Source organism: Bradyrhizobium sp. WU425 (genome assembly GCF_021052305.1).
Classification (GTDB): Bacteria; Pseudomonadota; Alphaproteobacteria; order Rhizobiales; family Xanthobacteraceae; genus Bradyrhizobium; species Bradyrhizobium canariense_D.
In genome coordinates, this window is the sequence record NZ_CP088089.1 from 4,860,404 (window position 1) to 4,873,458 (window position 13,055).

Here is a 13,055-nt window from a genome sequence, read left to right on the forward strand (position 1 = left end):
ACCTGCAGTACGGCCTCAGATGGGCCGCCAGCCCGGGCGACACCGAGATGCCGCCGCTTAAGCCCATCCCCCGCCGGGCAAAGAACGGAAACGTCTCCATGAGGCGTGGCCGCGATGCCTTCACGCCCGCTTCCCGCTCCGCTTGCTCATTGGCGCGTTACGACGCTCGCGTTTGCCGCGCGCGATTTCCGTCGCCAGCGCATCCAGCTTCGGCTCCCAGAAATTGCGGAACTGACCGATCCATGCATCCACCGCTTGGAGGCCCGCAGCATCGACCGAATAGAGCCGTCTTTGCGCCTCCGCCCGAACCGTCGCGAAGCCGCTCTCGCGCAGCACCTTGAGGTGCTGCGACACGGCGGCCTGCGTGATCCCGAACTCCGCTCCGATCACTTCGACGACCTCGCCGGACGCCATCTCGCCGGGCGCAAGCAGCTCGAGGATGCGACGGCGGACGGGGTCGGCAAGGACCTCGAAGATTTGCATCAGCTTCCTGTGCCCGGATGCGCCACGTCGGGCGGCGTCTCGCCGCGATAGAAAGCGATGGTACGGTCCGACCGCTGTTTCGCGGACGCAGGATCCACGCCGCTTGCGACATGCGCTGCGCGCCAATACTCGCCGCTGCTCGTCATGAATTCCTTGCCCGCGGGAGAGCCCATCCATGCCTCGGCCGTCTCATGGTCGACCGATGCCCCGGTCGCAACATATCGCTCCAGCCCGGCAATGGCGAGATCCCAGCCGATCCCGACTGCCCCTGGACCGAACTGATTCCAATGATCCTCGATCATCGCGGTGTGCTCGAGCGTCAGCCGCGCCTGGCTTCGTTCTGCCGTCAGCTTGACGTCGATCCAGCTCATCGCGCCGCCGAATTCCCAGGTCGCCGCAAAATGGGTCGGCGGCGTACATGCCGTGATGGTCCCGCCTGCATTCCCCTTGAGCTGGTATTTTCCGCCGAGCCGGAGATCTCCCTCGACCGGCAAGAACCAGCGCGGAATGCGTTGCTCGCTGGTCACTGCGTCCCAGAGATCGTCGACGCTGGTCTCGTAAAGCCGCGTCAGTGTCACCGCACTGGCTGCCTTCCCGTCCTTCTCGAAATTCCTCACCGAACGCGTAACCAGCCCTAATACCCTGACGACGTCGATCTCCATGGCGCTCCTCCTTGTCGTTTCGTGCCAGGATTAATATCGGTCGACGCTAATATAAGTCAATTCTTATATTCAGGGAAAATACCGCTCAGATATTTCCCTGGTGGTTTCCCGAGCGCCTTCTTGAACATGGTGATGAAGGCCGCGACGGAGTCGTAGCCGAGATCGGCGGACACCTGCTGCACGCTCGCGCCGGACGTCAGCTCCCGCAAGGCGACGATCAGGTGCAATTGCTGGCGCCACCGCCCGAAGCTTAAGCCCGTCTCCCTGACCACGAGACGCGCGAGGCTGCTCTCGCTCAGCGCGACGCGATCGGCCCATTCGGCCAGCGTCCTGCGATCGGAAGGGTTTTTCGCCAGCGCCGCGGCAATCTTCTTCAACCGCGGCTCGGGCGAGAGCGGCAGATGCAGCTGCTGAACCGGCATGCGGGGAAGCTCGCGCAGCAGGACGCTCGCCAGAAGCTCCACCCTCGCCTCGTCATCCGCGATCTGATTGGCCAGCTCGACGATCACTTCACGCAGCAGTGGGGAGATCGAAAGCGTGCAGCACCGATCCGGCAGGTCCACGACCTCAGGCTCGATGTAGACGAAAAACAGCCGGGCGTTTTCCGTCGCGAGGTTGCTGTGCTGCATGCCTCCTGGAATCCACACCGCGCAATGCGGCGGCACCATCCACAGACCGGTGGGAACGCGGCACGTCACGGCGCCGCCCAGCGCAAAGACAAGTTGCCCCTTGCGGTGCCTGTGATCGGGCACCTCGTCCTTGGTCCCGATCACGTCGACGCGCACGGCGATAACGGGCGCGGAGACATCATCCACATCAAGATCAGGCCATGGAAAACGGAGCGGCTGCCGCATGTTGCCGGTTTTTAGAAATTGATTGGCAGAACATCTAAATCGAGCGAAGAGGAATGTCGATAGGGTGCCGCCTGAACCTGCCCGGGGGCGTCCGGGCGCCGCCCACGCTATCGAAAGAAACGGCCATGCATGGTTTCACGAGTACGACAGCAGCCGGGCTGCAACGCGTGGTCCGCACGCAAGCGGGGGCCGTGCGTGGCGGCCCGCGCGATGCAAGCGGCGTGATCGCGTTCAAAGGCATTCCCTACGCAGCACCGCCGGTCGGGCCTCTGCGTTGGTGCGCTCCGCAGCCCCCGGAGTCCTGGGATGGCGTGCGCGATGCGCTTGTGTTCGGCGCGGGGTGTCTATCGGCGCTCGAAAACGACCCGCGGCCGGGACCGCGCGACGAGGATTGCCTCTATCTCAACATCTGGACCGCGGCGAAGCACGCGGCTGAGAACCGGCCCGTGATGGTGTGGATTCACGGCGGCGGCTTTCAGTTCGGCTCCTCGGCGAATCCCGCAACCGATGGCAACGCGCTAGCAGCGAAAGGTGTCGTCGTCGTCAGCTTCAACTACCGCCTCGGCATCTTAGGCTTCTTCGCCCACCCCGATCTCGACGCGGAGGCGCCTTCAGGCAATTACGGCCTGCAGGATCAACTGGCGGCGCTGCGCTGGGTCATGGCCAACATCGCCGGCTTCGGAGGCGACCCCGAGAACGTCACCGTGTTCGGCGAATCCGCCGGCGCCATGGCCGTCGGAATCCTGATCGCCTCGCCGCTCGCGCACGGACTGTTTCACAAGGCCATAGGACAGAGCGGCGCGTTCTGGGATGGCAAACACGGCCCGCTTCAGGGCTTTGAAGAAGCCCGCGCGCGTGGTCTCGCTTTTGCCCGGCAGCAGGACAACGCGTCGATCGCAGCTTTGCGCAGCATGCCGGCCGATTCGTTGAATGCAGCCGCGCCGTGGAGTTTCAGGACCAGCCCGGTCGTGACGGCCTTCTCGCCGAGTATCGATGGTCTTGTCGTTCCTGATGTGCCCGCGCGGCGCTTCCGGCGCGGCGAACAGATGCACATCCCGCTGCTGGCGGGCTGGAATGCGGCCGAGGAATTTCCTTTCCGTTCGCAGTCACTCCCCGATCAATCGGCACAAGTCTTTCTCGCCGCGGCCGAGGCGATGTTCGGGAAGGAGCGCATGACCGATTTCTTGAAGGTCTATCCCGCGGCGACCGATGCGGAGGCCAGGACTTCCGCGGCGGCGCTCACGGGCGACATCGTGGTCGGCGAGCAATGCTGGCAGTGGCTGCGTCTGCATCGGCGCGGGGGACGAGCGCCGGTCTACGGCTATCACTTCAGCTATACCTCGCACTACACGCCGATCGCCTCGCACGTGACTGAAATTCCGTTCGTGTTCGGCACACTCACTCCGCAACAGGTGATCGGCAGCTCGGCACCGCCGGCCGAAGAGGACCGCGCTCTGGCGCGGACCATGATGGCCTATTGGGTGAATTTCGCAGCGCACGGCGATCCCAACGGATCAGGCCTGCCACCCTGGCCCACCTATGACGAGAACGACGTCGTGCAGATCCTGGGCACACCGATCGAAGCCCGTCCCAATCCGCAAGCCGCCCGGTTCCGCTTCCTCGCCAGTTTCAGGCAGGACGGCATTTTGCCGATGCGCTGGCGGGAGCTGCCATAGGCGTACCTCACCCGCCCGCCATCAGCTCCTTCGCCAGCGCCATGTAGGCAGGCAGCGTCACGGGATCGTTGGCGGCGTTGCCCGCGGCGGGGTGCGAGGCGTAGCGCGCGATCACCATCTCGGCCTTGGGATCGATATAGATGCCCTGGCCGTGAACGCCACGCGCCATATAGGCGCCGTGGGCGTTGTGCGTGACCCACCATTGATTGCGATAGGAGGCACCTGTTAGCGTGGTGTAGCCAGCCGGCTTGAATTTTTCGGGATCGCCGCCGCGCGCGATGTCCTCGACGACAGATGAAGGCACGATCTGCCGGCCGTTGAAGCGGCCGTGATTGCGCATGGTCTCGCCGAATCGGGCGAGATCGCGCAAGCAGGTCGACAGGCCGCCGCCGCCGCTTTCGGTGCCGATGCGATCGACGTGGTAATGCGCGTCTTCCTCCGCGCCCATCGGCTGCCAGATGCGCTCGGAGAGCAGATCGGACAACGTCATGCCGCTGACGCGCCGGATGATCCAGGCCAGCACGTCTGTGTTGACGGTCTTGTAGGCAAAGACCTTGCCGTGCTCGCCCTGCTTCTTTTGCCCGACCAGGAAATCGAAGATGGTGGTCGCACCGTCATAGTCGGGTGGAATCGGCGCCATGCCGTTGGCGCGCCGCAGTCCCCACACATGCGAGTTCTTGTCGGTGTAGATTTCGGTGTATTCGAGCCCGGTGGTCATATCCATGACCTCGTGCACGCGCGCGTCGCCGAACGCGCTCGCCTTCAGCTCCGGCACATAGTCCGTGACGGGCGCCTGCGGATCGATCTTGCCCTCGGCGACCAGAATGCCGGCGAGCAAGCCGGTGAACGACTTCGTCACCGACATCGCGATATGCGGCTTGTGCGGCTTCAACGCGCCGAAATAGCGCTCATAGATCAGCTTGCCCCGATGCAGCACGGCGATGCCGTCGGTGTAGGTTTCCTCGAGCATCTTCGCGAACGTCATGGGCCGCCTGTCCATGGTGGTCGAGGCCGACGCACCGATGTCGTGGTCTTCCCGCGGCAACACCGATGCAGGCCCCGCCCGCGCCAGACATTCACGGTCGGCACCAGCTGGCGGATGTTGCTCCATGCCCAGCGTAGCTCGGGGAAGCTGCGGAACGAACCATCCTGGAAGCTGATGGTGCGGTCCGGCGACGGCGGGAAGCCTTTCATCCAGCCGAGTGTTTCGGGATCGGTTTCGGCGGAGGTTGCGGGCGACTGACTCGGCGCGGTGGCAGACATGAACATTGGCTCCGGAAGCGAACGACGGGGGTTTCGTATCATGGAGACGCGTGGCGAACATCCAGTGTTTGCGCCGAGGCGACCGTCGCCGTGGGCTGGGCACCAATCGTCTCCTGCGCGCCAGCCATCGTCGCACCATCTGCGTCAAACGGTCCCGCAAGGCGCGCTGAACAAAACACTTGCCTGAGGCTTCTATCGTCCTCAACCCGCCCACTTTGAAAAGACGGACGACATCTCATGCAAGTTCGCAAGTTTGCCATCTCGGACGCAACGCTCGAGCGTTCGCCCGGCCAGGATGGCGACATATTCGTCGGCAACGTGATCGACCAGCGTCACGGCGCGCCGATCACCATCGGCTACGGCCGCTACGCGCCGAACCAGATCCTCGACGAGACAATCGCCGTCGACGACGTGATGATCGTGCTCGAAGGGAAGCTCTCGGTGTCGAGCAACGCCGGCACCGTGACCGCCGGTCCGGGCGAGACCGTCCACATGCCCAAGGGCACGCAGGTCACCATTCGCTCGCATGAGCAAGGCGCCGTCACCGCCTATGTCACCTATCCGCACTGGCAGGAGGCGCACGGGTGAAGCAGGCCTTTCGCGCACTGCGCGCCCCGCTATCAATTGGCTCGATCGACGGCGCAGAGCCCCGTCGATCGGGCCCGAGCGGATTCGTGGTCAGGTCAGGCGGACCGACATGCCGCCGTCAACCGTCATGGGGCTGCCCGTCATGAACGATGCCCGGTCGCTCAGGAGAAAAACCGCCGCCTGCGCGATCTCCTTGGGACTGGCCATCCGCTTCATCGGGTGGAGCCCGGCGATGAAATTCAGGGCGTCGGGATTTCCTTCGCCCGCCGCCGGGGTGATGGTCCCTCCAGGCAGAAGCGCGTTGACGCGAATGCCTTCGGCCGCATGCTCGGCGCCCAGTGATTGAGCCAGGCCGATCAGTCCTGCCTTTGAGGCTGCGTACGCCGCCATTCCCGGCAGGCCCCCGTTGCTGAAGCCAACGAAGGACGAGGTGAAAACGATCGAACCGCCGCCCTGCTTGCGCAGTGCCGGGATCTGCGCCTTCGCGCTGAGGAACGCCGAGGTGAGATTCACCGCAAGCACATCGGTCCAGTTTTCGACGCTCATCTCGGGGACTGGCGTCATCTCGCCGACAATGCCGGCATTGTTGAAAGCGCCGTCGAGCTTTCCGAAAGTCTTGACGGCGTGCTCGACAAGGCGGGCTGCATGGCCGGTGTCCCGAACATCCCCGGCGAGAAACGTCGCGCGCCCTCCGGCGCTCTTGATGCTTGCAACAACGGCCTGCAGCTCGGGGCCGCGACGCGCCCCGAGCACCACATCGGCGCCTTCGGACGCGAACAACGATGCTGCGGCAGCACCGATACCGCTGCTGGCGCCGGTTACGATGATCGTCTTGTTTGCCAGTTCCACCGTGAGACTCTCCTGATGTCAAAAAGGAGCCGAACAAGACATCAGGCACCAGCGAGCTGCCACCCGTTTCCCGAGTTGAACGCGGGATCACATCGTGGCGGTATTGATCCGCGAATGGCGGCCTGCCGGTCTCCGCGATCGGAGTGACAGGCCGCCGTCAGCAGACGCTACTTCAGCGGCAAGAAAACGTCCGCGACCGTCTCGTGCTCCGGCACCTCCGGGAACAGGCTCAGCCGCTGGCAATAGATCGGGAAGTCGCGCGCTTCTTCGCCGCTGGCGGGAAGCCAGTCGCGATAAAGGAAGAGCGCGGCCGGCTCGAGATTGTCGGTGTAGCCGACGACGCGCAGCACCGCGCAGCGTCCGCCGGGGATCTCGCTGGCCTTGATTTCTTCGCCGTTCGCCACGATCGCTTGTGCGGTCCCGACGCAAAGGTCCACGCTGTAATCGGCGGGTGATGCAGGCCGGCGCTCGGAACGCCAAACATTGAAGGTCGGACTTGTGCTGGGGTGCAGGTGAGCCGCCTTGCGCCACGCGATGAAGCGCTGGATTGTGGCGGGAAGCGTCGCCGGGTCGCCGCGATGCTCCATGATCGCCACCGGTGTCGGGGGCACATCGCGGATCGTCACGTCGTCAGTGGTAAGGGTCTTCTGCATGAGCTTGCTCCTCGCATTGTCGAGAGGCCCTAAGGCCGCAAGCCACGGCTCCCAGTCGGGAGACTTCCGGAACGACGACGGAGATTGCCCGAACCGTTGCCGAAAGGCGCGGGCGAAGGCATCCGGTGCGTCGTAACCGGCATCCATCGCAACATCCGTGACATCAAGGGCGTCCATATAGGCCAGCTGGTGCGAAGCGCGCTTCATGCGGGCCAGCTGGACATAGCGATGCACAGATAATCCGAAGGTTGCCGAGAACTGCCGGTGGAAATGAAATTTCGAGAAGGCGGCAACAGCGCTTAAGCCGTCCAGGTCCAGATCTCCGTCGAGATGCCGATCGATATGGTCCACCACCCGTCGCATCCGGTCCTGATAGTTTTGCAGCGGCGCCTTCATCGTCCCTCCTCCGTGGCGGCTCCATCTAGTCGCTGACGGCCATGACACGCTCGACCGATCTTGCGGTTTGGCACGGATCGCTAGCCCGGATGGAGCTACGTCCGACAACTGGTTTCCTCAGGGAAGACCACACCGATTGCAAGCACCTTCCTCTGCGCGTTAGACTGTCGGCCCACCTTCACCCACAAAGTGGGCGTTCCCCTTCAAGATGCCGGTACCGATGAATTCCTCTGCACGAACTGGCGCCCGACTTCGAACGCTTCATCCGCGATCTTGAGGACTTCAATCGTGGCTGATGCGGTCACCGGCCATCCGGGCTGCGGCTTCAGGGAAATCTCATTCGCAAACGGAATCCAAGCATGACTGCAACTCTATCCATCGTCGTCCTGGCCGCCGAGTTCCTCATCAGCGCGTTGGGCGCGTTCGTATCAATTGCCGCGCTTGGCTTCGCGGGAGAGGTCACGCGATCCAGGGATTTGAGCGCCTTTGGCTGGGTCCTGGGGGCGCTTTACCTCGCAGTCGCCTTCACACCGCTCGTCGCAACCGCATGGGTGGCGCACAGAAGGTTTGTTTCAGACAAAGCGTTCCCGGTGCTCGAAGTCATTTCGTCGCCGTACCTGGTCCCGGTGGTGCTGTGGGTTGGCGCAGCGATTTTCTGCATTGGGCTGTTGGCATTTCAAAACGGGGCGGGGCTGGCGCCGCGGTAGGGAGACGCGAAGCGATACCCATCGGGCCGAATGCCATCAACATCCTCTAGGCGAAGCGCAGGCGTCCACGAAGATAGCGGCGGTCAGGGTATCAAAGAGCGCTGGGACGATCGATGTCAAACACGTCGCTGTCGGTCCTGGAGCAGATCCTCCAGCGCTTCGGGCCCGTTCGCCAGCGCGTAGTCCCGCTCGGCGTCGGAAATAGGCAGTACCTGCAGCCAGGCGACGGACTTGGCCGAGAAGGACTGTGTTTCCAGCTCCCACAAGAACGGAGAGATGAGCATGGCGTGCTTCATCTCGCGTCCTTCGCCATACAATTCCAGGGCTCGCGGAATGACGACGCCGGGCAAGGGTGTGATCTCGCCCTTCTTGATGCTGAACGCGCAGGTCGCGATCATGTTGGCGCCCTCGGCGCATTCCGTCGCCAGAGCGAGCAGAATCTCGACGCCCAGGGCCTTGCCGCCAGACGTCAGGCCCGTTTTCGCGTCAGAGAGCGCGAGGCTGGCATAAGTGGAAACGTCTCCTGCCGGGACGTTCTTGATGATCATGATGTCGACGTCACTGACGTGGGCGTCATCCCAATATTTCGTAACCGTCGGTGAACCCTGCGTAACATCTCTCAGATAGCGGGCGAGAGATTTGTTGTCTTCCGAAACCGCCATGGCTCCTCACGTCAAAATCCAAGGTCGTCGGCAGTCATATCTTCAACGCCAGACCTGCGAGGATACGAACGCCGCTCTGGCCTGTCGTGGGACCTCGGTATAGACGGGGCCGGCGGTCATATCCATGACCACGTTCACGCGCGCGGTGGACTTCCTCGGCCGCGCACAATTCCATCAAGATCTAGCAGACGCCGGAACGAAAAAGGGGAGCCCGCATGTCGCGGGCTCCCCCTCCTGCATTCCGACGTGATGCGGCTGTTACCGGCCGGCAGGCTCCAATGCCTTTTGCACCATCGCGGTGTCGACATATTGGGTCATGCTGGCGATCTTGCCGTCCTTCACCAGATAGAGATGCGCGAAATTGGCGCGCATGGACTTGCCCGTCGCCTTGTAGGTCCCGGAGTAGACGCCGAAGGCGGCGACGCGGTCGCCGTCTTCGAGATAGGTGTGAACATCGGCGCGGTAGCCGGTCCATTCGATGGCGAGACGCCGGAACACGCCTGATATGATCGCCTCGGCCCCGACATAGGTGCCCGCGTATGGAAACCCTTCCGCTTCGGTCCATGCGGCATCGGGAGCGAGAGCGGCCAGCAAGTTGCGGCCGTTCTCTTCCGACGATGATCCCTCATAGGTGGCGCGGATCAGGTCGAGGTTCGCCCCCATCTCAACCCCACTTCATCTCGCCGGTGGCGACCTTGGCGCCGATGTCGAGCGCAACGCCCATGCCGAGGCCGGGGAAGCGCGCTTCCATCGCCGCCTTGAGCGCCGCCGAATCCTTGGTTTTGGCCAACTCTTCGTCGAACGCCTTGAGGTAGGCGATGGTGTGCTCGACACCGGACAGGTCGGTCTTCGCATCCGCCGACAAATGGCCGGGCACGACGATCGCCGGCTTGCGCGCCGCGATCTTTTCGAGATTGGCGATCCAGGCGGCGCGCTGCTCCCTGGTCGGCGTGTCGGCGGTCCAGACATGGACGCCGGAGAAGATCAGCACGCCGCCGAACACCGCGTTGAGCGAGGGTACGAACAGATAGCGCCGGTTGGCCAGGCCGTCGGCGCTGACGATCTCGATGGTCTCGCCGTCGACGCTGAGCGTCTTGCCGTCGAACGCTTCGGGGATGACCACATCGGCCAGCACCTGCGGGCCGTTCGCCTTGAGTTGCGGCCCCCAGACGGCAAGCTTCTTTTCGACGCTGGCGTGAATGGCCGCCAATGTCGCTGGCGACGCGAGCACGCGGGCCTCGGGGAAGACAGCCTTGATCGCGCCGAGGCTGAAATAATAATCCGGGTCCGACTGGCTGATATAGATGGTGGTGAGCTTCTTGCCGGTGGCCTTGATGGCGTCGGCGACCGCCTTGCCATCGGACAGCGTGAAGCCGCCATCGATCAGCACGGCTTCGCTTGGCCCGGACACCAGAACGGGCGCCCGGAAGAAGCCGTTCTGTCCGGCCGGAAAATGCTTCCAGGCGAGCCCGCCCGCGGCATGGCCGAGGCCTGCGGGTGCGAAGACGGCGGCGGCGCCCGCGGCGAGAGTGGTTTTCATGATGGTTCTCCTTGTCGGCATGTTGGTCTCCTGGTGCTTGTCTACGATTGCGAAATGAAAGCTGGATGGTCCGGCCTCTGTTGATCGCTGCGCTCAGGCCGCCTTCAGTCCGTCGACGAGGACGTCCAGGCTGCCGAACAGGGCGCTTGCTTGCACGAGGCGGCGATCATGGCCCGTCCCGACGATCAGGGCCGGGACGCCGTTGGCGCCGAATCGGCGCATCTCGGCACGCGCAGCCTCGAGGCGCGCGCGGTATGCGGTGATCAGTGCGACGTCCGGGCTCGCCAGACGCGCGGCGACCTCCGGCAAATTCATCGCGCGCAGCACATCCGAGAGAACGGCGATGTCCGTGCTGTCGCGTCCCTCGACATAGCGGACGAGCTGCAAGGCTTTCAGTGCCGCGAACTCCCGATCAGGCGCCGTGAGCGCGACAGCCGTGAGCGCCAGTGTCGCCGGACCGGAATCGAATAGGCGCGTACGGTCGCCCAGCACATCGCGGCGATAGGCTTCGCTGAAGGGCTGGCCGCTCAAGCGCGAAATCCGCTGGTCGTTGCTCCAGGCATAAGCGGCAAAGCCGTCGTCCATCGGACGGGCGCCCTCGCCGGCGAACAGACCTGTCGGCGCAAGTTCGACAGCGAAATCCGGACAGGTCACGAGCTGTTCGAGCAGCGTGGCGGCGCCGTAGCACCAGCCGCAGAGCGGATCGAACAGGTAGGTGATTTGAATGGGCGCGGACATGGCGATCTCCTTGAACCGCAACGTGGCACGCTCAAATTGGTAGATAAATATCAACAAAGCAGACAGAATGTATGTTATATACTGACAATCAGACGTAACCAGACGAGCCCATGAACCTGAACCGACTGGCCTACTTCGCAGCGGTCGTAGACACCGGATCCTTCACGCGGGCAGCCGAACGGCTCGGCATCACCAAAGCCGTGGTGAGCCAGCAGGTAGCGCAGCTGGAGCGCGATCTCGGCACCAGCCTGCTCGTGCGCACGACGCGGCGGGTTCATCCGACCGAGGCGGGCCGCATGTTTCATGCGCGCTGCGTCATGATCCTGCGCGAAGCGGAGGATGCCTTCGACGAGCTCGCTCAGGCAGCCGCCGCGCCGACCGGCACCTTGCGGATCACGGCGCCCAACGACTACGGCACCGCCGTCGTCGTCGCCGTCGTCACGGCCTACGCGGCACGCTATCCCCACTGCCGCGTGGAGTTGACGCTCGAAGATCAGACCGTCGATCTCGCCTCAGGCCAGATCGACATGGCGATCCGTGTGGGGTGGCTGGTCGATTCCAGCCTGCAGGCGCGCAAGATCGGATCGTTCCGGCAATGTCTGGTCGGCGCTCCCGCATTCGCGGATCGGATCGCCGCCGCGCGCGATCCCGACGAATTGGTGACGCTACCGTTCATCGCCAACATGGCGCTGCGCGAGCCGTTGCTGTGGCAGTTCTCGCGCGGTGATCTCGATCGATGCGCCGTGCGCCTGCAGGCGAGCATCGCCATCGACACGACGCCGGGGGTGCTCGCAGCGGTGCTCGCCGGCGGCGGCCTTTCGGTGCTGCCGGATTTCCTGGTGGCCGACGATCTCGCGGCGGGCCGCCTCATCCACATCCTGCCGCAATGGCAACTGCCATCCGGCGGCATCCACACGGTCTACCCCGCAGCCCGCTTCCGCCCGCCGAAGGTGACCGCGTTTGTGGAGATGCTGATTGCGGCTCAGCGGCGGGCGGGTACGAGCGCATGAGCCGTATGGTTTTGCTTATTGCTTGAAACAATGCTCGCGGTGCCACTTTAAGAAGTGCGGATGTGGCCGATCTGACGCACGACGCGGCGCAAGAGCGCGCCCCGTCTTGTTGATGATCGATTGCACTCCCTCCAGATCGTTTGTCTGGCGCGAGATCAATATCTCCAGATCGTCCGCGAAGCTGATGAGACCACGATCAAACATCCAATGTGCGGTGCCCGAAAGAGCAACGCCATTGCTGATGATGTCCGGCCCGTTTGCCTCGACGGAGCGTATGTGAGCCGCCGCGACCTCCGCGCGCCCCATTCCATTGATGAGCTTGAGGCCGGTGATGGCGCAACGCTCTTCATAGGCACGCAGCACGATGCGGCGGAAAACTCGATCACGCAGGACTTTCGAGATCGTTACGCTAACACGGTCGCGCTGCTGCTCAACCGCGAATGGCACCTGCGGCTGGTCGTTAAGATCGAGCGATGGAAGGTCGCCGTCGCGCCGCGGCAGCAGCGGCGCGTTCTCCGCGAAACCAAGCTCGCATATTCTATTGAAATCGTCGGGAGAGATTGGGCGGACTGCGGACTGAGCGCGTCCTGAAATCCGCCCCTGTTCGTTAAGAACACCGCGCTCTACTGGACCCGTCGGTCCGTTGAATGGGACTGAATTGGCAAAATCGAGATAGCTTCCCGGTTCCATTAAAGCGAGATACATCCCGGAAGTACCGGGATCGGGAAGAACCTGCTGAACCCGAGCAATTGCAAAGTAACCGCGCGTTTCAGCAACCTTGCTCGGTTCGTAATATACTATCCAATCGCCGATGCAGGCTTCAACGCGATGAAGATATTGACTGGGAAATTGGTACTGCTCAGCGGGGCTGTCGTCGTAGATCGAGTCCAATCGATGGATGAATACCCCAAACCCCATGACCTAAGCGGCGCTGCCTCTCCAGGAAACAACACCCAGCGATGCTGGATCAATAG

14 protein-coding genes and 1 pseudogene are annotated in these 13,055 nt (G+C 63.4%); 4 read left to right on the plus strand and 11 right to left on the minus strand.

Translation table 11 applies throughout. The features are described 5' to 3' along the window. Positions 1–120: 120 nt before the first annotated feature. From BcanWU425_RS23720 to BcanWU425_RS23730, 3 genes are read right to left on the minus strand one after another with little or no spacing between them, the layout of a single operon-like run. Positions 121–483, minus strand: a complete 363-nt coding sequence (locus BcanWU425_RS23720) for an ArsR/SmtB family transcription factor (protein WP_018459176.1) — start codon at positions 481–483, stop codon at positions 121–123. Continuing rightward, a complete protein-coding gene (locus BcanWU425_RS23725; protein ID WP_018459177.1) occupies positions 483–1,145 on the minus strand; it encodes an SRPBCC family protein in 663 nt (220 codons plus the stop codon). The genes BcanWU425_RS23720 and BcanWU425_RS23725 overlap by 1 nt, the downstream gene beginning before the upstream one ends. Positions 1,146–1,201: 56 nt before the next feature. After that, the gene (locus BcanWU425_RS23730) at positions 1,202–1,999 is read right to left on the minus strand and encodes an AraC family transcriptional regulator (RefSeq protein ID WP_231188590.1); all 798 of its coding nucleotides are present in this window, start codon (positions 1,997–1,999) and stop codon (positions 1,202–1,204) included. A 125-nt stretch (positions 2,000–2,124) separates the two neighbouring features. Here BcanWU425_RS23730 and BcanWU425_RS23735 point away from each other — a divergent pair, with 125 nt between their 5' ends. Continuing rightward, positions 2,125–3,675, plus strand: a complete 1,551-nt coding sequence (locus BcanWU425_RS23735) for a carboxylesterase/lipase family protein (protein ID WP_204510965.1) — start codon at positions 2,125–2,127, stop codon at positions 3,673–3,675. Positions 3,676–3,682: 7 nt separating this feature from the next. Here the strand turns inward: BcanWU425_RS23735 and BcanWU425_RS23740 are convergent. Then, positions 3,683–4,938 (minus strand): annotated as a pseudogene (locus tag BcanWU425_RS23740) (serine hydrolase domain-containing protein). 237 nt (positions 4,939–5,175) lie between these two features. On the opposite strand from BcanWU425_RS23740, the gene BcanWU425_RS23745 reads away from it, so the two are divergent. Continuing rightward, positions 5,176–5,526, plus strand: coding sequence for an ethanolamine utilization protein (locus BcanWU425_RS23745; RefSeq protein WP_085395943.1), 351 nt, complete (start codon positions 5,176–5,178; stop codon positions 5,524–5,526). A gap of 90 nt (positions 5,527–5,616) precedes the next feature. Here BcanWU425_RS23745 and BcanWU425_RS23750 read toward each other — a convergent pair whose 3' ends face one another. Together BcanWU425_RS23750 and BcanWU425_RS23755 are read right to left on the minus strand one after the other, a co-directional pair. Continuing rightward, positions 5,617–6,375: an SDR family oxidoreductase gene (locus BcanWU425_RS23750; RefSeq protein ID WP_204510964.1), complete on the minus strand. Its 759-nt coding sequence runs from the start codon at positions 6,373–6,375 to the stop codon at positions 5,617–5,619. A gap of 167 nt (positions 6,376–6,542) precedes the next feature. Beyond that, positions 6,543–7,424, minus strand: coding sequence for an AraC family transcriptional regulator (locus BcanWU425_RS23755; protein WP_204510963.1), 882 nt, complete (start codon positions 7,422–7,424; stop codon positions 6,543–6,545). Between the two features lie 359 nt (positions 7,425–7,783). On the opposite strand from BcanWU425_RS23755, the gene BcanWU425_RS23760 reads away from it, so the two are divergent. Then, entirely contained in the window at positions 7,784–8,131 is a 348-nt protein-coding gene (locus BcanWU425_RS23760) for a hypothetical protein (RefSeq protein WP_204510962.1), read from the plus strand. Positions 8,132–8,247: 116 nt separating this feature from the next. On the opposite strand, the gene BcanWU425_RS23765 is transcribed toward BcanWU425_RS23760, so the two are convergent. The 4 genes from BcanWU425_RS23765 to BcanWU425_RS23780 all read right to left on the minus strand — a co-directional run bounded on the left by BcanWU425_RS23765 (position 8,248) and on the right by BcanWU425_RS23780 (position 11,071). Next, positions 8,248–8,793 (minus strand): suppressor of fused domain protein, encoded by a 546-nt coding sequence (locus BcanWU425_RS23765; RefSeq protein WP_204510961.1) that lies wholly within the window; start codon positions 8,791–8,793, stop codon positions 8,248–8,250. Between the two features lie 258 nt (positions 8,794–9,051). Further along, on the minus strand, positions 9,052–9,456 hold the full coding sequence (locus BcanWU425_RS23770) for a nuclear transport factor 2 family protein (RefSeq protein ID WP_204510960.1): 405 nt from the start codon (positions 9,454–9,456) through the stop codon (positions 9,052–9,054). Between the two features lies 1 nt (position 9,457). Next, positions 9,458–10,354 carry an MBL fold metallo-hydrolase gene (locus BcanWU425_RS23775; protein WP_026233752.1) on the minus strand — a complete coding sequence of 299 codons (897 nt, stop codon included), beginning with the start codon at positions 10,352–10,354 and terminating at the stop codon, positions 9,458–9,460. A 72-nt stretch (positions 10,355–10,426) separates the two neighbouring features. After that, complete coding sequence (locus BcanWU425_RS23780) at positions 10,427–11,071, minus strand: DsbA family protein (protein ID WP_204510959.1); 645 nt, start codon at positions 11,069–11,071, stop codon at positions 10,427–10,429. A 110-nt stretch (positions 11,072–11,181) separates the two neighbouring features. On the opposite strand from BcanWU425_RS23780, the gene BcanWU425_RS23785 reads away from it, so the two are divergent. After that, on the plus strand, positions 11,182–12,081 hold the full coding sequence (locus BcanWU425_RS23785) for a LysR family transcriptional regulator (RefSeq protein WP_204510958.1): 900 nt from the start codon (positions 11,182–11,184) through the stop codon (positions 12,079–12,081). A gap of 15 nt (positions 12,082–12,096) precedes the next feature. On the opposite strand, the gene BcanWU425_RS23790 is transcribed toward BcanWU425_RS23785, so the two are convergent. Then, positions 12,097–12,999 (minus strand): HNH endonuclease, encoded by a 903-nt coding sequence (locus BcanWU425_RS23790; RefSeq protein WP_231188592.1) that lies wholly within the window; start codon positions 12,997–12,999, stop codon positions 12,097–12,099. Positions 13,000–13,055 lie beyond the last annotated feature (56 nt).